The sequence below is a fragment of the Massilia sp. 01N417 genome, assembly GCF_056399645.1.
On sequence record NZ_JBFTRS010000010.1, the window covers coordinates 14,087 to 36,039 of the forward strand.

At 67.3% G+C, this 21,953-nt stretch carries 22 protein-coding genes; 9 read left to right on the forward strand and 13 right to left on the reverse strand.

The window, feature by feature from the left end; all coding sequences use genetic code 11:
* Positions 1-13 precede the first annotated feature (13 nt).
* Positions 14-1,651 (reverse strand): AMP-binding protein, encoded by a 1,638-nt coding sequence (locus AC1DOQ_RS12550; protein ID WP_477364119.1) that lies wholly within the window; start codon positions 1,649-1,651, stop codon positions 14-16.
* A 147-nt stretch (positions 1,652-1,798) separates the two neighbouring features.
* On the opposite strand from AC1DOQ_RS12550, the gene AC1DOQ_RS12555 reads away from it, so the two are divergent.
* Positions 1,799-2,176 (forward strand): YybH family protein, encoded by a 378-nt coding sequence (locus AC1DOQ_RS12555; protein WP_477364122.1) that lies wholly within the window; start codon positions 1,799-1,801, stop codon positions 2,174-2,176.
* Positions 2,177-2,194: 18 nt separating this feature from the next.
* Here AC1DOQ_RS12555 and AC1DOQ_RS12560 read toward each other — a convergent pair whose 3' ends face one another.
* A complete protein-coding gene (locus AC1DOQ_RS12560) occupies positions 2,195-4,393 on the reverse strand; it encodes a TonB-dependent receptor plug domain-containing protein (RefSeq protein ID WP_477364125.1) in 2,199 nt (732 codons plus the stop codon).
* A 205-nt stretch (positions 4,394-4,598) separates the two neighbouring features.
* Between AC1DOQ_RS12560 and asd the strand changes: the two genes are divergently transcribed.
* Positions 4,599-5,456 carry an archaetidylserine decarboxylase gene (gene asd, locus AC1DOQ_RS12565; protein ID WP_477364128.1) on the forward strand — a complete coding sequence of 286 codons (858 nt, stop codon included), beginning with the start codon at positions 4,599-4,601 and terminating at the stop codon, positions 5,454-5,456.
* Between the two features lie 123 nt (positions 5,457-5,579).
* Positions 5,580-7,760 carry a hypothetical protein gene (locus tag AC1DOQ_RS12570; protein WP_477364131.1) on the forward strand — a complete coding sequence of 727 codons (2,181 nt, stop codon included), beginning with the start codon at positions 5,580-5,582 and terminating at the stop codon, positions 7,758-7,760.
* Positions 7,761-7,778: 18 nt separating this feature from the next.
* On the opposite strand, the gene udk is transcribed toward AC1DOQ_RS12570, so the two are convergent.
* Together udk and AC1DOQ_RS12580 are read right to left on the reverse strand one after the other, a co-directional pair.
* Positions 7,779-8,420: a uridine kinase gene (gene udk, locus AC1DOQ_RS12575; protein WP_477364134.1), complete on the reverse strand. Its 642-nt coding sequence runs from the start codon at positions 8,418-8,420 to the stop codon at positions 7,779-7,781.
* A 52-nt stretch (positions 8,421-8,472) separates the two neighbouring features.
* Complete coding sequence (locus tag AC1DOQ_RS12580) at positions 8,473-9,399, reverse strand: LysR family transcriptional regulator (protein ID WP_477364137.1); 927 nt, start codon at positions 9,397-9,399, stop codon at positions 8,473-8,475.
* Positions 9,400-9,511: 112 nt separating this feature from the next.
* On the opposite strand from AC1DOQ_RS12580, the gene AC1DOQ_RS12585 reads away from it, so the two are divergent.
* From AC1DOQ_RS12585 to AC1DOQ_RS12595, 3 genes are read left to right on the forward strand one after another with little or no spacing between them, the layout of a single operon-like run.
* A complete protein-coding gene (locus AC1DOQ_RS12585) occupies positions 9,512-10,105 on the forward strand; it encodes an FMN-dependent NADH-azoreductase (protein WP_477364140.1) in 594 nt (197 codons plus the stop codon).
* Between the two features lie 54 nt (positions 10,106-10,159).
* A complete protein-coding gene (locus AC1DOQ_RS12590; protein WP_477364143.1) occupies positions 10,160-11,041 on the forward strand; it encodes a pirin family protein in 882 nt (293 codons plus the stop codon).
* Between the two features lie 32 nt (positions 11,042-11,073).
* Positions 11,074-11,544, forward strand: coding sequence for a hypothetical protein (locus tag AC1DOQ_RS12595; protein WP_477364146.1), 471 nt, complete (start codon positions 11,074-11,076; stop codon positions 11,542-11,544).
* A 13-nt stretch (positions 11,545-11,557) separates the two neighbouring features.
* Here AC1DOQ_RS12595 and AC1DOQ_RS12600 read toward each other — a convergent pair whose 3' ends face one another.
* Both AC1DOQ_RS12600 and AC1DOQ_RS12605 read right to left on the reverse strand, forming a co-directional pair.
* Complete coding sequence (locus AC1DOQ_RS12600; RefSeq protein WP_477364149.1) at positions 11,558-11,926, reverse strand: hypothetical protein; 369 nt, start codon at positions 11,924-11,926, stop codon at positions 11,558-11,560.
* A 47-nt stretch (positions 11,927-11,973) separates the two neighbouring features.
* Positions 11,974-13,131, reverse strand: a complete 1,158-nt coding sequence (locus AC1DOQ_RS12605) for an acyltransferase family protein (RefSeq protein ID WP_477364151.1) — start codon at positions 13,129-13,131, stop codon at positions 11,974-11,976.
* A 104-nt stretch (positions 13,132-13,235) separates the two neighbouring features.
* Between AC1DOQ_RS12605 and AC1DOQ_RS12610 the strand changes: the two genes are divergently transcribed.
* On the forward strand, positions 13,236-14,213 hold the full coding sequence (locus tag AC1DOQ_RS12610) for a M14 family metallopeptidase (RefSeq protein ID WP_477364154.1): 978 nt from the start codon (positions 13,236-13,238) through the stop codon (positions 14,211-14,213).
* Here the strand turns inward: AC1DOQ_RS12610 and AC1DOQ_RS12615 are convergent.
* A complete protein-coding gene (locus AC1DOQ_RS12615; RefSeq protein ID WP_477364156.1) occupies positions 14,174-14,710 on the reverse strand; it encodes an N-acetyltransferase family protein in 537 nt (178 codons plus the stop codon). The genes AC1DOQ_RS12610 and AC1DOQ_RS12615 overlap by 40 nt on opposite strands.
* Positions 14,711-14,821: 111 nt before the next feature.
* Here AC1DOQ_RS12615 and AC1DOQ_RS12620 point away from each other — a divergent pair, with 111 nt between their 5' ends.
* On the forward strand, positions 14,822-15,721 hold the full coding sequence (locus AC1DOQ_RS12620) for a LysR substrate-binding domain-containing protein (RefSeq protein ID WP_477364158.1): 900 nt from the start codon (positions 14,822-14,824) through the stop codon (positions 15,719-15,721).
* Between the two features lie 16 nt (positions 15,722-15,737).
* Here the strand turns inward: AC1DOQ_RS12620 and AC1DOQ_RS12625 are convergent, their stop codons facing one another.
* The 5 genes from AC1DOQ_RS12625 to AC1DOQ_RS12645 form a co-directional block, all read right to left on the reverse strand.
* Entirely contained in the window at positions 15,738-16,022 is a 285-nt protein-coding gene (locus tag AC1DOQ_RS12625; RefSeq protein WP_477364161.1) for a lipid-A-disaccharide synthase N-terminal domain-containing protein, read from the reverse strand.
* Entirely contained in the window at positions 16,015-16,779 is a 765-nt protein-coding gene (locus AC1DOQ_RS12630; RefSeq protein ID WP_477364164.1) for a phosphatase PAP2 family protein, read from the reverse strand. Before AC1DOQ_RS12630 ends, AC1DOQ_RS12625 begins: the two co-directional genes overlap by 8 nt.
* A 73-nt stretch (positions 16,780-16,852) precedes the next feature.
* Entirely contained in the window at positions 16,853-18,493 is a 1,641-nt protein-coding gene (locus AC1DOQ_RS12635) for an ArnT family glycosyltransferase (RefSeq protein ID WP_477364167.1), read from the reverse strand.
* Entirely contained in the window at positions 18,490-19,527 is a 1,038-nt protein-coding gene (locus tag AC1DOQ_RS12640) for a glycosyltransferase family 2 protein (RefSeq protein WP_477364170.1), read from the reverse strand. Before AC1DOQ_RS12640 ends, AC1DOQ_RS12635 begins: the two co-directional genes overlap by 4 nt.
* A complete protein-coding gene (locus AC1DOQ_RS12645; protein WP_477364173.1) occupies positions 19,520-20,530 on the reverse strand; it encodes an NAD-dependent epimerase/dehydratase family protein in 1,011 nt (336 codons plus the stop codon). The genes AC1DOQ_RS12640 and AC1DOQ_RS12645 overlap by 8 nt, the downstream gene beginning before the upstream one ends.
* Before the next feature lie 179 nt (positions 20,531-20,709).
* Between AC1DOQ_RS12645 and AC1DOQ_RS12650 the strand changes: the two genes are divergently transcribed.
* Positions 20,710-21,486: a substrate-binding periplasmic protein gene (locus AC1DOQ_RS12650; protein WP_477364176.1), complete on the forward strand. Its 777-nt coding sequence runs from the start codon at positions 20,710-20,712 to the stop codon at positions 21,484-21,486.
* Positions 21,487-21,502: 16 nt separating this feature from the next.
* On the opposite strand, the gene sugE is transcribed toward AC1DOQ_RS12650, so the two are convergent.
* Complete coding sequence (gene sugE, locus AC1DOQ_RS12655; RefSeq protein ID WP_477364179.1) at positions 21,503-21,823, reverse strand: quaternary ammonium compound efflux SMR transporter SugE; 321 nt, start codon at positions 21,821-21,823, stop codon at positions 21,503-21,505.
* Positions 21,824-21,953 lie beyond the last annotated feature (130 nt).

The window sequence follows — 21,953 nt, forward strand, 5'->3', positions numbered from 1 at the left end:
TCACAGTAGATGCTCAGGATTCGCGAAGCTTGAAACGCTGCAGCTTGCCCGTCTCGGTGCGCGGCAGCCTGTCGGCGAAGCGCACGGCGCGCGGATACTTGTAGGGCGCGATGTGCTGCTTGGCGAAGTCCTGCAGTTCGCGCACCAGTTCGGGCGAAGGATCGAAGCCCGGCTTCAGCACCACATGGGCTTCGACGATCTGGCCGCGCTCCTCGTCGGCGCGTCCGACCACGCCGCATTCCGCCACCGCGGGATGGCGCAGCAGCACGTCCTCGACCTCGGCGCCGGCGATGTTGTAGCCGGCCGAGATGATCATGTCGTCGGTGCGCGCGCGGTAGTAGAAGTAGCCGTCGGCATCCATTTCGTAGGCGTCGCCGGTCAGGTTCCAGCCGTTCAGCACATACTTGCGCTGGCGCTCGTCCGCCAGGTAGCGGCAGCCGGTCGGTCCCTTGACGGCCAGCCGCCCGATCACGCCCGGCCCGGCCGGCCGGCCGTCGGCATCGAGGATGCAGGCACGATAGCCCGGCACCGGCTTGCCGGTGGCGCCGGGACGGATGTCGTCGCCGCTGGCGGAGATGAAGATGTGCAGGATCTCGGTGGCGCCGATACCGTCGATCATGTCGATGCCGGTGGCGCCCTTCCAGGCGTCGCGGGTGGCCAGCGGCAGCGCCTCGCCGGCGGACACGCACTTGCGCAGCGAGGACAGGTCGAACTTCGGCACCAGCGGCGTCATCTGTCGGTAGAAGGTCGGCGCCGTGAAGCAGATGGTGGCGCGGTGGCGTTCGATCGCCGCCAGCAGGCCCTCGGGCGTGAGCTTCTCGAGCAGCACCGCGGCCGCGCCCACGCGCAGCGGGAACAGCAGCAGGCCGCCCAGGCCGAAGGTGAAGGCCAGCGGCGGCGTGCCGATGAAGACGTCGTCCGCGCCCGAACGCAGGACATGGGGCGGGAAGCAGTCGCAGATGGCCAGCACGTCGCGGTGGAAGTGCATCGTGCCCTTCGGCACGCCGGTGGTGCCGGACGTGAAGCCGATCAGGCAGACGTCGTCGGCCGCGGTGTCGACCGCCGCGAACGGTGCGTCATGGCGTGCCATGCGCGCCTCCAGCCCTTCCGGATGGTCCGGGTCGTCGAAGTACACGGTGGGCGGATGGCCCGCCACCTGTTCCAGCTCGCCGGCCAGCGCACGCGCGCACAGCACCGCATTCACCTGCGCCTTGTCGAGGATGACGCCCAGCTCTTTCGCGCGCAGCAGCGGCATGGTCGGCACCGCCACCAGGCCGGCCTTCAGCACGGCGAGGACGGCCGCCGCCATCGAAGGACAGTTCGCGCCGCGCAGCAGCACGCGGTTGCCGGGCACCAGGCCCATGTCGGCGCGCAGCACGTGGGCGATGCGGTCGACCTGGCGCTGCAGGCCGGCATAGGTCCAGGCATGATGCTCGCCCTGGATGGCGCGCCGTTCGCCGCGCCCCTCCGCCACATGGCGGTCCAGCAGTTCGGCCACGCAGTTCAGGCGCGCCGGGTACTGGAGTTCGGGGAGATCGAATAAGAGATCCGGCCACTCGTCGACCGGCGGGAGATGATCCCGCGCGAAGGTGTCGACATGGGCCGAGAGGTGTGCTTCTGCTGCGGAAGGGCTTGCCAATGAGCTTGTCATGAAGCGGCTCCGGAGAAAGTATCGGACGGTGGGTACCGGGAGATACTTTAAGCCTAAAGCAATTTCGAGGCAAGCAAAATTGTTTTTTTAGAAAACGAAGCGGCGTATGATCGGCAGGGTCATTCCCGTACATCGAAAGGACAGCCCATGACCCTGAAAGACGAGATCCAGGCGGCGCAAGACCGCCTTGCCGACGCCATCGCCGCGCGCGACGCCGGTCGCGCCGCTTCCCTCTACACCGAGGATGCCCGCTTCATCCCGCAAGGCGCGCCGGCCTGCAGCGGCCGCGAAGCGATCGCCGCCTTCTTCGACGGCGCCCTCGCCAACGGCATCGCCGGTGCCCGCTTCACCACCGAGGATGTCGACGGCGACGATGCCCGCGCGACCGAGGTCGGACGCTACGCACTCTATGCGGCGGCAGCGGACGGCGAACGGGTCCTCGCCGCCGAAGGGCGCTACCTGGTCGCCTGGCGCAAGATCGACGGCGTCTGGCAGCTGCACCGCGACATGTTCAACTCCCAGTAGCCGCGCCGCAGGCAGGGCTCAGAACTTCATCTCCAGCGTCGCGCGCACGCTGCGGTGCACCGGATTCAGGGTGCGGCTGGTCTGGGTGCCCACGCCCGGCGTCGTGTAGCTGCTCTGGCTGATGGTGTCCTGGGCCAGCAGGTTGGCGGTCGCCACGCGCAGCTGCAGTTTCGGATCGAACTTCCACAGCGCGTACAGGTCTAGATCGCGGCGCACCGACTGGTAGCTGATCTGGTTGCCCGAGATGCGCACGAAGCCGCCGTTCTTGAAGACATAGCTGCCGCCCAGGGTCAGCGGGCCGGTCTTGTAATCGGCGCCGAGGGTCGCGGACAGCGGGGTCTGGCCGTCCAGGCGGTTGTCCGGGCCCGGCACCGAGTCGACGGTCGACCAGTTGCGCGACAGGCTGGCGCGCAGGTCGAGGTTGGTCTTGGTCTCCATCACGGCCTTCAGCGGGAACTTGGCTTCCAGTTCCACGCCATAGGTACGCGCATTGCCGTTGTTGGTCGGGGTCGAGACCCAGCGCGCGCCGTCGAACACGACCATGTTGCGGGTGTAGTCGGTGATGCGGCGGCTCGACACGCTGGCCGACAGCAGCGCGCCCTCGGCCCAGTAGTGCTCGTAGGAGGCGTCGATGCCCAGCGCCAGTTCGGGCTTGAGGTTCGGGTTGCCGATCGTATCCGGTTCGGTCTGGCTGTTGTTCACCGAGGTGAAGCGGTGCGGGATGATCTGCTGCTGGCCCGGCGCCTTGTAGGTGCGGGTCACGGCCAGGCGCACCTGGTCGCCCTTGGTGCCCGGCAGCTTGTACAGGGTCTGCGCCACCGGACTGAGGACCGAGGAGCGGTTCTTGATTTGCGCGTAGGTGTTGCCCTCGGTCGAGGTGCGGATGCCCTCCCAGCGCGCGCCCAGGTACACCGACCAGGCCGGGGTCACGTTCCACTCGTCCTGGCCGTACACCGCCAGGCGCGAGACGGTCGACTCGTAGAGTTCGTCGCCGCCCGGCAGCGGGACGTTCGGCGCGGCGGCATCGCGCTCGCGGCGGGCGTCATCGCCGCCCTGCCAGCCGCCGTCCCAGCCGAAGGCCAGCGCGTGGCCTTCGAAGCGGCTGCTCGTATACTTGCCGGTCGAGGTCAGGCCGCGCACGACGACGTCCGACTTGATGAAGGCGCGCAGCGGCGCGGCCTGCGGATTGCCGCTGCCGAAGCGGTACATCGCATTGTCGGCGCCGACATACAGGCCGCTCAGCTTGGCGTCCAGCTTGGCGCCGGATTCGAACTTGTGCACCCAGTTCAGCTCCTGGCGGAACACGTGGTTGTGGTTGGTCATGCGCTGTTCGAGCCGCGGGTAAGCCGGCAGCGGTCCCATCAGGGTGTCGACGCTGCCCATTTCGGCCTGCATGAAGTTTGCCCAGTTGGCAAAAGTTTGCGCGGTCAACGTGTCGCCATTCTCGAAGCTGTAGTTGACGCGCGGCGTCAGGTTGACCACGCTGATGCGGGCATCCTGCGGTGTCTCGCTCCGGCGCACGCCGGTGATGGCGTTGGCGGTGTTGACGAAGGTTTCGATGGTTTCCGGATCGTTGGTAAACCGGTTCTGGAAGCCGTTGGCCGCGAAGGAGTAGGACAGCTTACCGAGCTTGTCGGACAGCTGCAGGTTCAGGGTCGGGCTGTTCATGGCGGCGCCGTGGCCGTAGCCCATCTTCAGCTCGCGCTGGGCCGCCTTGACCGCCTTCTTCAGCACGATATTGATGGTGCCGGCGATCGACTGGGTCGAGAACTCGGCGCTGGCGGCGCGCAGCACTTCGATGCGCTCGATCACGTCCGGCGACAGCGAACTGATGTCGAAGCCTTGCGGAGCGCGCTCGCCGTTGATCAGGACCTGGGTATAGCCGCTGCCGAGGCCGCGCATGCGGATCTCGCCGCCGCGGCCGCTGCTGCTGACGGTCACGCCGGGCACGCGCTTGAGCACGTCGAGCACATTGGTATCGCCGTATTTGACGATCTCTTCGTTGTTGACGACGATCTTGCTGGCGGTATCGTCGCGGCGCGGATCGTAGGACGCGGCGGCGCCCTTCACTTCGACCTGCTGGATCGCCTTGCCCTCGGTGGCGGGCGCGGCCTCCTTCGAGACCGGTGCCTGCTGGGCAAAGGCGGGATTGGCCAGGGCGGCCGCGACGGCGGCGGCACCGAGGCTCAGACGGAAAGGGAAACGATGGGCTGGCATGGCGATCTGTTCAATGTGGTCAATTTGAAATGGACCGCCATTGTCCACCAGCTCTTCCGATTATTGTTGCCAGTGCGTAAATATTTTTGATATGTATGCATCAATGTCATATGCATGCATACTGAAATTGATGCCAAAATGCAACTTGGCCCAGAGGGCAGGCTGCCCGTTATAATCAGTCATCTTTCATTCGAGGTTTTTTACCGTGTCCGATCGCCTTAAAGTCCTGCCGCAATACCTGCTGCCCAAGCAGCGCCTGACGACCTTCGCCGGCCGCGTCGCCGGGGCCAAGGGCGGCTCGATCACGACCCGGCTGATCCGCTGGTTCGTCGGCAAGTACGGCGTCAACATGGAAGAGGCCGAGAATCCGGACATCGGCAGCTACACCAGCTTCAACGATTTCTTCACCCGTCCGCTGAAAGCCGGCGCCCGCCCGCTGGCGGATGCCGCCTTCGTCTGCCCGGTCGACGGCGCCATCAGCCAGTTCGGCGCCATCGACGACCACCACATCCTGCAAGCCAAGGGTCACCGCTTCACCACGACCGAACTGGTCGGCGGCGATGCCGAACTGGCCAGGCAGTTCCAGCACGGCAGCTTCGCCAACCTCTACCTGTCGCCGAAGGATTACCACCGCCTGCACATGCCTTGCGACGGCCGCCTGACCCGCATGATCTACGTGCCGGGCGCCCTGTTCTCGGTCAACCCGACCACCGCGCGCGGCGTGCCCAACCTGTTCGCCCGCAACGAGCGCGTGGTCTGCGTGTTCGAGTCGGCGGAATATGGTCCCTTCGTGATGGTGCTGGTCGGCGCCACCATCGTCGGCAGCATGGCGACCGTGTGGCATGGCGTGGTGAACCCGAAGCGTCCGCAGAAGATCAGCGAATGGTCTTACCTCGACCAGGACATCGTCCTCAAGAAGGGCGAGGAAATGGGCCGCTTCCTGCTCGGCTCCACCATCGTCATGCTGTTCAAGGCCAACACCATTCACTTCAATCCGGCGTGGGCGCCGGAACGCTCGGTGCGCCTGGGCGAGATGATGGGCGAGTTCGCCGGCGGTAAATGAGAGCGCCAGGCACTATCCATTACTTACTCTGATTGCGACTTACTCTGATGGCGACAGGCTCGTGCACCGAGCCGTTCGCCTGACAAAACTCGACATGGCATTTGTTCACGCCCGTTTCACCTCATGAACGCCCCCCTGAACCCCTCCCTATTGGAGGATGTGGAGGACGTCTCCACGCCCGCAGCCGAAACGGTTTCCCGCCATAACTGGCGCTTCTTCGACGCCGGCGGTTTCACCCAGGTCAGCCTCGACACGGGTGCCGACCTCGTCCATCTCCGGCAGCTCGACCAGAAGCTGTGGGTCGCCCTGTCCTGCCCGGTCCAGGGCCTGGAATTCGACCGCCGGACCCTGGCGCTGATGGACATGGATGGCGACGGCCACATCCGGGCTCCGGAACTGATCGCCGCCATCGATTGGGCGGCGGCCCGCCTGGTTTCCCCCGATGCCTTGGCGAATGGCGGCCCACTGCCGCTCGCCGCCATCCGCGCCGACAGCGAAGAAGGCGACCGCCTGCTGGCCTCGGCGCGCCATGTCATGGACAGCCTGGGCAAGGGCGGCACCGACGCGATCAGCGTCGAGGATGTCAGCGACAGCGACCGCATCTTCTCCGGCATGGCCTTCAACGGCGACGGCGTCATCACCGCCGCCGCCTGCGACGAGGCGCTGCGGCCGGTCCTCGCCGCCATCATGGACACCCTGGGCAGCGTGCCGGATCGCTGTGGCGAAGCGGGCATCGACCAGGCGCTCGCCGACCGCTTTTTCACCGAGGCGCAGGCATGGCTCGCGTGGCAGTCCCATCCCCAAGACGACGCCGCCCTCCTCCCCTTGGGCGCCGAAACCGAAACCGCCTTCGCCGCCCTGGCCGCGATTCGCGCCAAGGCGGACGATTATTTCACTCGCTGCCGCCTGGCCGAGTTCGACCCTCGGGCGGGGGACCTGCTGAACGGCGCGCCGGAGGATATCCGCGCGCTCGGCGCCAGAAGCCTGACGGCCGAGGATGCCGGCCTGGCGGCGCTGCCCATGGCCTATATCCAGGCCGGCGGCGAGCTGCCGCTGGGCGGCGGCGCCAATCCGGCATGGACGGCAGCCGCGGCGGCCCTTCGGGAACAGGTGGTAAAGCCCCTGCTGGGGGACAGGGACAGCCTGGGCGCCGAGGAGTGGCAATATCTCAAGGATAAGTTCGCCGCCTACGAGGCCTGGCAGGCAGCCCGTCCGGAAACGCCGCTGGCCAGCCTCGAGATCTCCCTCCTGCAGGCATTCCTCGCCCCGGGCATCCGCACCGCCATCGACCAGCTCATCTCCCGGGATCTGGCGCTGGCCCCGGAAGCGAACGTTATTGCCGAAGTCGAGCGCCTGGTGCGCTATGTGCGGGACCTGGGACAGCTGGCCAACAATTTCGTCTCCTTCCGGGACTTCTATAGCGGCGGCGACAAAAAGGCCATCTTCCAGGCCGGCACCCTCTACCTGGACGGCCGCAGCTGCGATCTCTGCATCAAGGTGCTGGACCCGTCCCGGCACGGCATCCTGGCCAGCCTGTCCGGGGTGTACCTGGCCTATTGCGACTGTGTGCGGGGAAGCCAGAAGATGACCATCGCGGCGGCCTTTACCGCCGGCGATTCGGACCAGCTCATGGTGGGCCGCAATGGTATCTTCTATGACCGTGACGGCAAGGATTGGGACGCCACCATCACCAAGATCGTGGACCATCCCATCAGTATCCACCAGGCCTTCTGGGCGCCATATCGCAAGGCGACCCGCCTGGCGGGCGAGCAGATGCAGAAGTTCGCCGCCACCCGGGCCAAGGGCGTGGACGACATGACGGCCAAGCTGGTGACCGACGCCGAAAAAAAGGTGGGCACCGGGGCCAAGCCCGCGCCGACGCCTTTCGATGCGGCACGCTTCGCCGGCATCTTCGCCGCCCTCGGGCTCGCGGTCGGCGCCATCGGCACCGCCCTGGCCTCGGTGGTCACGGGCTTCATGGGCCTGAAGGCCTGGCAGATGCCGCTGGCGGTGGTGGGCCTGTTCCTGTCGATTTCCGGGCCTTCGGTGGCCATGGCCTTCTTCAAGCTGAAGAACCGCAATCTGGGCCCCATCCTTGACGCCAATGGCTGGGCGGTGAATGCCCGGGCCCGCATCAGCATCCCCTTCGGCACGGCGCTGACCCGCATGGCCAGGCTGCCGGAAGGGGCGGCGCGCAGCCTGCGGGACCCCTACGCCGAGAAACGTTCATACTGGAAGCTCTATCTGCTTCTCGGGGTCGTGGTGGCGGCCTTGTGCGCCTACCTTGCTTTCAAAGTGTTCTGAGCAGGAACGATCGGAACATCAAGGCCGCTTCAACTGGCCGATGACGCTCGCCACCTTGGTGGTAATGACATCGACCGCCGGGCCGTTGGCGCCGTGGGGCAGGATGACGTCGGCGTGGCGCTTGGTCGGCTCGATGAACTGCTTGTGCATCGGACGTACCGTTTCCAGGTACTGGTTGACGATACTCTCGACCGTACGGCCGCGTTCGACGATATCCCTTTGCATGCGGCGGATGAAGCGGACGTCGGGGGCGGTGTCGACGAAGATCTTCAGCGACATCATCTTGCGCAAGTCCGCGTCGTAGAGGGCGAACAGGCCTTCGATCACGATGACGGGCGCCGGCTTCACCGGAATCGTCTTGTTCGAGCGGTTGTCGATCGTGAAATCGTATTCCGGCATCGCAATCGTCTCGCCGCTGCGCAGGGCATGGACGTGCTCCACCAGCAGGGGCCAGTCGAAGGCCTGGGGATGGTCGTAATTCTGCTTGCGGCGGACTTCGGGGGTAAGGTCGGACTGGTCGCGGTAGTAATCGTCCTGCATCACGACCGACACCATGTCGGCGCCGAAGGAAGCCAGCACTTGCTGGGTCACCGTCGACTTGCCGCTGCCGCTGCCGCCAGCGACACCAATGACAAACGGAGGGGTAGAAATCTGATTCATCCCCGAATGATACCGGAGCGGCGGCCGAACCGACAGGGCCGCTTGATGCTTCCTAGGCCGCCCGGCTCTCCATCTGCAGCCGCGCCCGCGTGCAGCAGGCGTCTTCCAGCATGTCGAGGAAGGCCCGCGTCTTGGCCGGCATCAGGCGCCGTCCGGGGAACACGGCCCAGCCGGTAGCCGACGGGAATTCCCATTCCGGCAACACCCGCACCAGCTCGCCCTTCTGCAGATAGGGCTGGACGAACAGGGTCGAGCTGGCGGCGATGCCGGCACCGCCGGCGGCGATGCGCGCCAGCAATTCCGGCGAGTTTGCCGTCAGCCGCGCCTGCACCGCGCGTTCCCAGCGCACCTTGCCGCGCTCCAGCACCCAGGGCGCGGCGCCGCCGTTGCGGCTCAGGATGCACAGCAGGTCGTGCTTGGCCAGGTCGTCCGGGTGCTCGGGCAGGCCGTGCTGGGCGGTGTAGGAAGGCGCGGCGTACAGGCCGAAGCGTTCCAGCGAGACGCGGCGCGCGTTCAGCGTGGAATCCTCGGGCAAGTCGCCCATGCGGATCGCGATGTCGAAGTTTTCGGCCACCAGGTCGACCCGGCGCGGCGACAGGTCCAGTTCCAGCGACACCGCCGGATAGCGGGCCGTGAAGCGCGCGATCAGGTCGGTCAGGTAGAGGTTGGCGAAGTCGCCCGGCATCGAAATCCTCAGCTTGCCGCTGGGCTCGGCCTGGCGGTGCTGGGCCAGGGCGCCGGCCGCTTCGACCTCCTCGGCCACCTTGCGCGCGTGCTCGAGCAGGCTTTCGCCGAACTCGGTCAGCACCAGGCGGCGCGTGGTGCGCTGCAGCAGACGCTCGCCGAGGCTGGCTTCGAGCAGGGCGATGCGCCGCGACACCGTCGATTTCGGCAGGTCCAGGCGCTGCGCCGCCATGCTGAAACTGCCGGCTTCGACGATGCGGGCGAACAGCAGCATGTCGTTGGCTTCGATGTCCATGATTGTTCCACCAGTTGAATAATGTTATCCATTCTAACGCCTTCCGCACGATAGATGGAACCGTTAAAGTGTCTACATCGACACACCAACCGACACAACGAAGGGAACGACAATGAACATCCTGCAGATCAATTCCAGCCTCCGCGGCGCCAATTCCGAATCGAACCGTGTGGCCGGCAACATCGTCGCCAAGCTGAGCGCCGCCAACCCGGGCGCCACCGTCATCGTGCGCGACGTCGGTGCGAAGGCCCACCCGGTGCTGGACGAGAGCGCCCTGGGCGCCCTGTTCACCCCGGCCGACCAGCGCACCCCCGAGCAGGCTGCCCGCGTGGCCCAGGACGACGCCCTGATCGCCGAAGTGCAGGCCGCCGACGTGGTCGTGATCGGCGCCCCGATGTACAACTTCGGCATGCCGATCCAGCTGAAGGCCTGGTTCGATGCGATCGCCCGTGCCGGCGTCACCTTCCGCTACACCGAATCCGGTCCGGAAGGCCTGCTGAAGAACAAGAAGGTTTTCGTCGCCACCTCCCGCGGCGGCATCTATCCGGAAGACGCGGATCCGCAAGTCCCGCACATCCGCATGCTGCTGAACTTCCTGGGCATGACCGACTCGACCTTCGTGTACTCGAACGCCCAGGCGATGGGTCCGGATGCAGCGAGCAAGGGCCAGGCCGAAGCCGACGCCGTGGTCGCCGCCATCGCCTGAACCACCCCCGCGGCGCGGCCTTCGGGCCGCATTGTCAATCAACAGGAGATCGATATGGAACAGCAAGTTGACGTCACCGTTGCCGGCGAAGGCGTCGAAAAAAGCCGCCGCATCGAGCGCGTGCTCGGCGGCCAGTTCGTGATGGATGGCGCCGGCGTCAAGATCAACCGCGTCCTGACCCAGCCGCTGCAGCGCCGTCTCGATCCCTTCCTGATGCTGGATGCCTTCGGCAGCGACAAGGCGGGCGACTACATCGCCGGCTTCCCCGAGCACCCGCACCGGGGCTTCGAGACCGTCACCTATATGCTGGCCGGCCGCATGCGCCACCGCGACAGCGCCGGCAACGAGGGCCTGGTCAGCGACGGCGGCGTGCAATGGATGACTGCCGGCCGCGGCGTGGCCCACTCCGAAATGCCGGAGCAGAACGAAGGCTTGATGGAAGGCTTCCAGCTGTGGCTGAACCTGCCCGCCAAGGACAAGATGTGCGAGCCCTGGTACCGCGACATCCCGAGCGAGGAAGTGCCGCGCTTCACCCTGCCCTCCGGCGCGGAGGTGCAAGTGATCGCCGGCAGCTCGCATGGCGTCGATGGCGCCGTGCAGCGCGAGGCGACCCAGCCGCTCTACCTCGACATCCACCTGCCGGCAGGCGTGGAATTCGAGCAGCCGCTGGCGGCCGGGCACAACGCCTTCTTCTACGTCTACCGCGGTGAAGTCGTGGTCGACGGCAAGGCGGTGCCGCAGGCGCGCATGGCCATCCTCGACAACGCCCAGGGCGCCGACGGGGTGAAGATCAAGGCCGGCGCCGACAGCCGCCTGATCCTGATCGCCGGCCGTCCGCTGAACGAGCCGATCGCGCAGTACGGGCCCTTCGTGATGAACACGAATGCCGAGGTGTTCCAGGCGGTCGAGGACTTCCGGGCCGGCCGCTTCGCCTGATCGATAGTCGGCAGTTCGGCTACACTAGCGGCATGCCGCTGATAGAAGCCATAAGTTCTCTGCTCGGGCGCGCCAGCCGCGCGCTCGGGCTGGAGACCATCGATACCTTCCCGCCGGGCCATCGCTACGCCGATACCCGCTGGGACAAGGCGTATTTCGACATCCCTTCCGACTACAAGCCGGAGCGGATCGAACAGGCCATGGCCGACGCCATCACCAACACGCCCAGCGTGTTCGCCTGGATCGAGCATCCGACGCCGCGCATGCAGCGCGCCCTGCTGGGCGTGATCCACGCCCGCCTGCGCCGCGCCAGCACCCCTCCCAACGACCTGCTGGCAATGCTGATCGCCGCCTACGCCAGTCCGCGCACGCAGGAGGCGGTGCCGGGCCTGCGCGCGGCGATCGCCGGCACCGACGGCTACGATCCCTCGATGCGGGTCGCCCACCTGGCGGCCTGGCTGGCCGACATGCCGGCCGCCTTCGACGTCATCGACGCGCAATGACGCTCAAGACGTCTTAGTGCGGCGACGGTGACTTGAGCACCTCGTCGACGGTCGGCGTGGCGTTCATCTTCATCGTGTACAGGTAGTCGGCAGGCAGGTCGCCGACCGTTCGCTTCTCGCCGGGCAGCAGCTTGAAAGGCGGCACCGCCTCGGTATAGCTGCAGGTGCGCTCCTTGGTGCGCTCGTCGAGCATCTTGTCCTGGCACAGCGACTTCAGGATCAGGTAATGGCACACGCCGACGTTGCCGACACCGCAGCCGAAGGTGGTCGTGGACACACCCAGCCGCGTCACGATCACATAGGGTTGGGGAGGCGCCGCCAGGGCGCCGGCGCTGGCGAACATGGCAGCAGCCAGTAGGGTGGAATGGATAAGTTTCTTCATCACCCCCAAGCTTATCAGACTGATATCGCCTGAAAATGCGCGCTTTGTCACCGCGCGGCGGCTCCCAGCGGGGATCCTGGGCTATTGCCCGGCACATAGCGCTCGCGCAGGCGCATGAAGGGGGTCTCGACCAGCAGGAACAGCAGCCAGCCTGCCAGCACCGAGGCGGCGAGCGCCAGCACGATCGTCAGCGGATGTTCGGGGCCGAAGCCGGCCTCGGCCAAGGGCTGGGCGGCGAGCACACCGACCTGCTTGTGGACCAGGTAGACCGCATAGGACCACAACGCCAGGCTCGATGCGCCCGGCACGCGGATGCGGTGCAGCGGCGAATCCGGGGCCAGCGCCGCCAGGATCAGCAGCGCGCAGCCCAGCGCCAGCAGCGGAAAGCCCAACACGGTGGTCCACAGGCCGTAATGGTCGACCAGGAAGCAACGCAGCGCCAGCGCGCAGGCGGCGATCCCGGCCGCCAGCAGCATCCTGCCCTGCCCCATCAGGCGCGCCCAGATCCCGCCATGGAAATGCTTCAACAGGGCCAGCGCCACCCCGGCCAGCAGCTCGTCGAGGCGGCAGAAGCTCGAATAGTAAATATATTTGTAATAGAAGTGCAGCCAGTGGCCGTCATCCTGCCCGTGCAGCCAGGTCCCGGCACGGACCGCCGTCCCCGCCGCGAAGGCCAGCGCGAACGCGGCCCATACCCGGTGCATCCCCCCGCCCTTCGGTCCGTCCCTGCGCCGGCCGAGGGCGGCGGCGAGCAGCGCGCAGGCCGGCAGCAGCAGGTAGAACTGCTCCTCGATGCACAGCGACCAGGCGTGAGAAAAGGCGGTGCCCGGTTCCAGGCCGATGTTCTGGGTAAAGCTCAGGTATTTCCACAGCGGCAGCATCGGGTCATCGCCGCGGAAGGCCGGCCACAGCGCATACAGCGCCAGCACCGCGTAGAAATTCGGCAGCGTGCGCAGCAGCCGGCGCGCGTAGAAGCGCCCCAGGCTCAGGTCGCCCGCGCTGCGCAGGGCCTGGAAGATCTGGTTGCCGATCAGGTAGCCGGACAGGGCGAAAAAGAGGTCGACGCCGACCCAGCCGATCTCGCCCACCCAGCCGAAGGTATTCGTACCGCTGACGAACAGCACGTAGTGATGCAGCACCACCAGCGTGACGGCGAGCGCGCGCAGGGTGTCGAGGCCATGGATGCGGGCGGAGACGCGGCTCATGTGGAGGATCGTCGACGAAAACGCCGGATGATGCCACGCGGCGCTCCCGGATGCCAGGGATTCCCGATAAAATGGCCGGACCGATATTTCCTTGGATCAAAAGCATGACCTCCGCCGCAAGCCAGCTGCATTTCAAATCCGTCAACTACACGGGCCAGGGCCCCGGTCCGCGTGTCATCATCATGGGCGCGACCCACGGCAACGAGACCTGCGGCACCCAGGCCATCCAGCGCGTGGTGGCGGAGCTCGACGCCGGCAAGCTGCACATCGTCAACGGCAGCGTGACCTTCGTCCCCATCGTCAACCCGCTGGCCTACGCCAGGAACACCCGCTCGGGCGACCGCAACCTGAACCGCGACCTGTCGCCGAAAGAACGGCCGCAGGACTTCGAAGACCGCGTCGCCAACTGGCTGTGCCCGCTGCTGGCCCAGCACGACGTCCTGCTCGACCTGCACTCCTTCAACGCTGCCCACGGCGAGCCCTTCGTGATGGTCGGTCCGCTGGACAACGACGGCCCGCTCGAACCCTTCCGCCACATGCGCGAAGAGCGCGCGCTGGCGCGCCGCCTGGGTGTCCGCCGCTTCGTGACCGGCTGGATGGCGGCCTATGGCGGCGGCGTGCAGCGCCGTTCGCGCGGCAATGCGGCGGAACTGGAAACCGTGCTGCGCTACGGCATGGGCACCACCGAATACATGCGCAGCACCGGCGGCTATGCCCTGACCCTGGAATGCGGCCAGCACCTCGACCCGCAGGCGCCGGAAGTGGCCTACCGCGCCATCATGAACACCCTCGCCCACATGAAGCTGATCGAGGCCCCGGAACCGCAACCCATCCCATTCGAAGAGATGGAAGCGCTGCAGATGGTCGTGGTGCACGACAAGCTCGACGCCGGCGACCGCTTCACCCGCCAGTGGGCCAGCTTCGACCCGCTGCATGAAGGCGAGCAGATCGGCGTGCGCGCCGACGGCACCCCGGTCGTGGCGGAGTTCTCGGGCCGCATCCTGTTCCCCGACACGAACGCCGGCCCGAACCAAGAGTGGTACTACATGACCCGTCCGAACCCGCAGTTCGGCCGCGAGTGATGAGGTCGGCATAGGTCGCGATACATGACATGGGCCGCGACATAGCCATGCTCGGGATGGGCGAATGCTTCAGGAATCTCGCCCACTTTCGTGAAACCCAAGGAACGGTAGAGTGAAAGTGCGGCGAGATTGGTGGCGACAACCTGGTTGAATTGCATCGCCCGGAATCCCGAGCCCCTCGCCCGTGCGAGGCAATGCCGCACGAGAGTGCGGCCGAGCCCTCGTCCCCTGAATGCCTGGGCGACGATAAAAGTCGCGGTCGCAATATGCGAACCGCGGCCCGGCATGTTCGGGCCGTAGCGGTACATGCCCAGCAAGACCCCGTTTTGCCATGCCAGAAAACATCCGGCTGCGCCAAGCCATTGGCTGTCGATGAAGTCCGCATCGATCGCATCCCGGAACGGAAGCGTATCCCCCTCCATGGAAACCGAACGAAGCAGGTCGAGCATTGCGCCGGCATCGGCCCGGCCGGCAGGCCGTAAATCGTGTTCGTTCATGATGCCGCTCCAAAACAGACGAATGCGGCAAGTCTATTGAACGTGCGCGAGGCCGACAAACGATCGATTTTTGCTTTCAGATGAACCAAATTCATCTGATAGAATCATCCAATGAAGCGCCGACCGAACCCGCCACTCATCGCTGCGCGCAGCTTCGAAGCGGCCGCACGCCACTTGAGCTTTCAGGAAGCCGCCGCTGAGCTGCATGTGACGCCGACGGCGATCAGTCATCAAGTCAAGCGCCTGGAGGACTACCTGGGACTTCCCTTGTTCCTGCGCCAGAACCGCGCCGTCGTGCTTACGCCTTATGGCGAGACCCTGGCAGCCCGCCTGTTCGCGCTGTTGACAGGACTTGAAGATGCGCTTCAGCCGCCATCGATCGGCGACACCCAGGCATTGCGCCTTACCGCCATGCCGTCCTTGGCGGCGAAATATCTGGTGCATCGCATCGCAGAATACCAGGCCAGCCACCCCGGCCTGGCCGTCGAACTGAGCGATGACGATGAAGTCGTCGATTTTAAAGACGGCAAATTCGATATGGCCCTGCGCTATGGCGATGGCCGCTATCCCGGTGTGATCGCCCAGCACTGGATGAATGCCGACATGATCGCGGTCTGCAGCCCTGCTCTGCAAGCTTCCACTTCCCTGCCGCTTCATACGCCCGAAGATGTTCTGCGCCACACGCTGATACACGACAGTACGATACATCTTCCCGGCAAACCGCCTGGCTGGATCGCGTGGCTGGAGGCGCAAGGATTGACGATGCCGCCCGCTCAGGCCTGCCTGCGTTATTCCAGCGTCTTCCTGGCGATCGAAGCTGCACGGGCAGCAAAAGGCATTGCGCTGGCACCCGAGCCCCTGGTGCGGGACGATGTGCGCAATGGCGATCTGGTCGAAGCATTCAAGCCGAGATTGGATAACCCTTACGCTTTCTGGATCGTGTATCCGCGCCATTTGCAACACGATGCCCGTGTATTGGGGTTTGCGAAATGGCTGCTCAACAATAAGTGAGCGTGCGGCGCCGGCTTTAGCCGCCGGCCTCCCGCATCTGCGCCCGTTCCGCCCGGATCAGGTGCAGGTTGCGCAGGTAGATCGCCACCCCCACCCCCTGGCCGGCGATGAAGACCGGATCGCGCCGGTGCGCCGCATAGGCGAGCAGTACCAGCGCGCCCAGGATGCTCAGGTACCAGAAGGACACCGGAATCACGCTGCGGCGCCGCCGTTCGCTGACGAACCACTGGATCACGAAGCGCCCCATGAACAAGGCCTGGCCGCCGAAACCGACCAGCAGCCACCAGCCATCCTCACCCATCGATTTCCTCCTCCTCGATCTGCCGCCGCCCTGTGGCGCGGCGCCTGCGCAAGCGCCCTCTCGACCACGGCCACATCCGCAGCATTTCCCGGCCGCCCCACAACAGGCAGACCAGCCCGATGAGGCGCTGCGCCGGCAGCACCGCCGGGATGCCGATATGCCGGCTCACCAGCAGGCTCGCCGCCACCCCCAGCAGCACCACCCCGGCCACCAGGCCGCCCGCGCCCGCGGTGGGCCAGGCCCAGCGGCCGGAAAGCCGCAGGCCGAGCCAGGCGCCCAGCCAGCCGCCGAGCATGCCCCACAGGATGTCCACCGGCCAATGCACCCCCACCATGATGCGCGACAGGCCGACCAGGCTGGCGAACAGCAGGAGCAGCGTGCGCCGCAGCGGGCTTCCCGCCATGCCCATGGTCCAGATTCCGGCCATGGCGAAGGCCGCCGCCGCATGCCCGGACGGGAAAGACACCCGACGGTAGGTCGGCCCGGCCTGGAAGAACTGGTCCGGCGCCAGCACGGACAAGGGACGCGGCATGTCGACGAATTGCTTGGTCACCTGGGTCCAGAGCGCGGCGAACACCGCCGCCGCCAGCGCCGCCCAGAAGCAGTGCGGAACACGCCGGATGCAGGGCAGCACCAGCGCCAGCGCCACCGCACCGTCGCCCAGCATGGTCAGGTGCAGCCAGAACAGGGGTCCGAGCGCCTGGCCGGCATGGTTCAGCGCCAGGAAGGCGGCGCGGTCGGCACCGCTGGCGAGCACCAGCACCAGCAGCGCCAGCCCGGTGACGGGCGGCAGCCATACCCAGGGAGAACGCAGGGCCGGCGCCATCGGCTCATCCAGGCATGCGGGCCAGCACGATGCCGCCCTTTCGGTACAGCAGCTGCACCGGGCCGAGGGCGGTCAGGGCGTCGCTGCGGGTCAGGATCACCTGGCCGGGCCCTGGCAGCGGCGGCGCCGCCGGCGTGACGGCGCCGCGATACACCGAAAAACTCGGCATATCGATGCGCCAGCTATGCACCTCCCAGCCGGCGCGCCGGGCCAGCAGGGCCGCTTCCTTCAGCGGCCCCTGCTGCAGCTCGGCCGCCGCCGGCAGCAGCAGGCAGCCCAGCGCCAGCGAGCACGGCAGCCCGGCCGCGGCCAGGCGCCGCCACAGCGAGGCGCCGCGCCACAGCGCCAGTCCGAGCACGGCCGCCAGCAGCGCCAGCGCGCCCAGCCGCCAGCCGGCGCCGAATACCTCGGGCCGGCCCAGCGCCTCGCGCACATAGGGGTTGCGGATGCCGGGGGCCAGGCGCTCCAGCAAGACCGGCAGGGCCGCCACCAGCCCGAGGAAGAGCAGCGGCGGCGCGAAGGCCAGCACAGGCGAGCGCAGCGTGCCGCGCCCGCGCGCCATCAGGATGAACAGCGGGGTCGCGCCATACAGCAGGTAGTGCGGCAGCTTGGTGGCGGCCAGCGAAAAGAACACGAAGACGAACAGGAACCAGCACCACAGCAAGGTATCGAGCGGCGCCGCGCGCGGATGCCGCAGGCTGCGCAGTCCGGGCAAGGTGCGCAGGAACAGCCCGGTATAGGGCAGCAGCAGTACCAGGATCGCCGGCAGGTAATACCAGGGGCCGCCGCTATGCCCCTGCAGCGGCGAAAGGAAGCGTTCGACGTTATGGCGCATGAAGAAGCCAGCCAGGAAGGCGCCCCCGCGGCTTTCGTATTCGAGCAGGTACCAGGGCATGGCGATCGCCAGCAGGATGGCCCAGCCGGCGGGGTCGCGCACCGCCCGCCACCAGTCCGCCATTCTTCCCAGCAGCCAGAAGGCCAGCAGGCTGGCGGCCCCCGGCACCAGCAGCGCCACCGGGCCCTTGGTCAGCAGGCCGAGGCCGATCCACAGGAAGGCGCGCCGTCGCCACGAGGGCCGCGGGTCCCCGGCGTAGCGGACGATGTCGAACATGCTCAGCGCCAGGAAGAGGTTGAGCAGCGCATCGGCGGTCGCGCCGCGCCCGATCACGCCGACACCGGCCGCGCCGGCGGCAATGAAGGCCGCCGCGTAGCCGGTGTCGCGGTCGATGTGGCGGCGCGCGAAGGCGAAGATGGCCGCGATCCAGGCGCTGGCCGCCAGCGCCGACGGCAGCCGCAGCGCGAACGCGTCCAGGCCGAGGACCCGCACCGACGCCGCCTGCAGCCAGTAGATGAGGATCGGCTTGTCGTAGCGCGGCTGGCCGTTCAGCCAGGTAGAGACGTAGTCGCCGCGTTCGAGCATCTCGCGCGTGGCTTCGCCGAAGGCGCCCTCGTCGACGTCGAACAGCGGCAAGGCGCCGAGGTTCAGGTAGAGCCCGGCCAGCACCGCGCCGGCCAGCAGCAGGGACGGCAGCCAGGGCAGCGCCTCGGCCGCTGCGGCCGCTGCAGCCATCCAGCCCGGCCGGCGTCCGCTGCGTCCTTGTGGCCGCAGCAGGCCGGCGCCTTCCCTCACCGGACCGCCGTTCATGGCTGCTGCGCCTCGCCCGCGCGGCGGCCGTCGGCGGGTTCCGCTTCGCCCAGCTTGCCCAGGGTTTCGCGCACCAGGTAGGTGCGGGCGGCGCCGACCTCGAAATAGGTGCGCGCCAGCACTTCGGTGACGATGCCGGTGCAGACGAACTGCGCCCCGATCACGACCAGCAGCACCGCCAGCAGCAGCAGCGGCCGGCTGGCGATGGCCTCGCCCTCCCCCAGCTTCAGCCAGGCCAGCCAGCCGAGCGCCGCCATGCCGGCGAAGCCGCAGGCCAGGCCGATCCGTCCGAAGAAATGGCCGGGGCTGGCGCGGAAGCGCACGAAGAAATACATCGACAGCAGGTCGAGCAGGACCTTGAAGGTGCGCGACAGGCCGTACTTGGATTGCCCGTGGATGCGCGGGAAGTGGCCGACCTCTTCTTCGCGGATGCGGTCGGGCGAGGTCACGGTGGCCATCCAGGTCGGGATGAAGCGGTGCATCTCTCCGTACAGCCGGATCTCGCGCAGCACCGAAGCGCGATACACCTTCAGGGAGCAGCCGTAGTCGTGCAGGCGCACGCCGGTGACGGCGACGATCAGGCGATTCGCCAGCATCGAGGGCAGGCGGCGCAGCCAGAAGCTGTCCTTGCGTTCGCGCCGCCAGCCGACCAGCAGGTCGAGGTCTTCGTCGAGCAGGCGCCTCACCATGCGCACGATGTCGTGCGGGTCGTTCTGCAGGTCGCCGTCCATGGTGGCGATCACGCTGCCGCCGGCGGCGTCGATGCCCGCCTGCATGGCGGCGGTCTGGCCGAAGTTGCGGCGCAGGATGACCGCCGCCGTGTGGCCCGGACTCGCGGCCACGGCTTCGCGGATGCGCTCGGCGGTGCGGTCGCGGCTGCCGTCGTCGACCAGGATCAGCTGCCACGGCCAGGGCGCCGCCGCCATCGCCGCCCGCACCTGGGTCGTCAGCGGCAGCACATTGTCTTCCTCGTCGTGCATGGGCACGACCAGCGACAGGGAATGCGGCTCCAGCGCCGCCTCGTGCTTACGCATGCCAGGCCCCATGCCGCCGGAACCACTCGACGAAGTGCGCGATGCCGGTGCGCAGCGGCGTCGACGGCGTCCAGCCGATCGCCTGCCGCAGGTCGCGGGTGTCGGCGCAGGTGGCCGCCATATCGGCGCCGGGCATCGGCCGCGCCAGGCGCTCGGCGCGGCGCCCGAGCGCGTCCTCGAGGGCGTCGATGAATTCGGAGAGCCGCACCGGCTGCTGGTTGCCGACGTTATAGATGCGGAAAGGCGCATGGCTGGTGGCCGGGTCCGGATCGAGCGGATCGAAATCCGGAGCCGGTTCGGCCGGCCGCGCGCACAGCCGCAGCACCGCTTCGACCACGTCGTCGATATAGGTGAAGTCGCGCAGCATGTGGCCGCCGTTGTAGACCTCGATCGGGCGGCCGGCCGAGATCGCCTTCGCGAACAGCATCGGCGCCATGTCGGGCCGTCCCCAGGGGCCATAGACGGTGAAGAAGCGCAGCCCGGTCGTCGGCAGGCCGTAGAGGTGGCTGTAGCTGTGGGCCAGCAGCTCGTCGCTGCGCTTGGTGGCGGCGTACACGCTGACCGGATGGTCGACCGGGTCGTGCTCCCTGAACGGCAGGCGGCGGTTGGCGCCGTAGGTGCTGGAACTGCTGGCGTAGACCAGGTGCCCGAGACCGTGGCGGCGGCTGCACTCGAGCACGTTGGCGAAGCCCGCCACATTGTTGATCACGCATTCGTGCGGATGTTCGGAGGAATGGCGCACGCCGGTCTGGGCTGCCAGATGGATGGCCAGTTCGAAACGGTGCTCGCGGAACAGGGCATCCAGCGCGGCGCCGTCGGTGACGTCCACACGGCAAAAGCGCAGGCCGGCGGCATCGCCAAGCGCGGCCAGGCGTTTTTCCTTCAGCCCCGGCTCGGCGCAGGGTCCGAGATGGTCGATGCCGACCACCTCATGTCCCTCGGCCAGCAGGCGGCGCGCCAGGTGCATGCCGATGAAGCCGGCCACTCCCGTCAACAGGATCATCGCTTCCCTCCGCGGTCGGGGCGAAGCGGCCCCGGTTCGCCACCGAGTTTAGGGAGCTGAGGGAGCGACTATGCCGAACGGATCAAACGTGCGCGGATCGCCGGCAGCGTGAATTGGTGAGCAGAATGGTGGCGCTTCGTGCGACAATTCCGGCGCTCGAGAGAACGATAGCGATAACAATGACAAATAGCTTCAAGGCATCACAGCACATTCAGCGCCTGGGGGCACTCATCGCCGGACTGGCGGCCTGCGCCGGGGCGTGGGCCATGGAAGTGCGCGTCGTGGGGCAGGAAGCGATCGCGCCCAAATGGGTGGCCCTGCCCGGGCGGGTCGCCGGCATCTGTCCGGACGTCATGGCCGCGATCGAGCGCATCGAGCCGCGCCTGCATTTCACGGGCTACGACCGCAGCCGCTCGCTGCCCGGCATCGAAGCCGGCCTGGAGTCGGGCAAGCTGGGCGCCGCCTGCGCCCTGGTCGCCTCGCCGCGCCGCAATGCCATCGCGGTACCGGTAGGCAAGCCCGTGTACATCGCGCGCCATCTGCTGGTGGCGCGCGCCGGCGACACGGCCGTGGTGCGCGACATGCAGGACCTGGTGCGCTTGGGCGCGCTGGTCACGACCCAGCGTGGCTCGGTGTTCACGGACTGGCTGAAGGCGGGCGGCGTGCAGGTCGACGACGCCACCGACGACAACGGCGTCAACCTGCACAAGATGCTGGCCGGACACGGCCGCTTTGCCTACCTCAACGAAGTGACCCTGCAGCATTACATCCATAGCGAGGCGCTCGGCCCGCGCATACGCGTGCTCCCGGTGGTCCTGGGCGCCGCGCCGTCGTACTTCTGGGTGAGCCGCAAGGCCGAACCCGACCTCGCCCGCCTGCTCGGCGCCGCCCTCGAGAAGCTCAAGGCGGACGGCGAGCTGGACCGCATCTACACGCGCTGGACGGGCTTGCACTGAGATCGGTTGCGCCGGTTCAGGCCGGCGTCAGCAGCTTCAGGCCGACGATGCCCGCCACGATCAGGCCGATCGACAGCAGGCGCAGGGCGCCGGCCGGCTCGCCCAGCATGATCATCCCGAATACGGCGGTGCCGACGGTGCCGATGCCGGTCCAGATGGCGTAAGCGGTGCCGAGCGGCAAGGCGCGCAGGGCCAGGCCCAGCATGCCGACGCTGCCCGCCATCGTCGTCAAGGTGAACACGGAGGGCCACAGGCGGGTGAAGCCGGCAGTGTATTTCAGGCCCACGGCCCAGGCCACTTCCAACAGTCCGGCAAGCACCAGATACACCCAGCTCATCGCAACTCCGCTCATCTTCATTCAAAGGGCCGCAAGTATACCACTGCGGCATGGGCCCACCCGCGGCCGGCGTTCAAAAACGGGGCGGTCCCGGCAGGAAATCCGCGTGTGCTTTAAGATGGCACGGCCT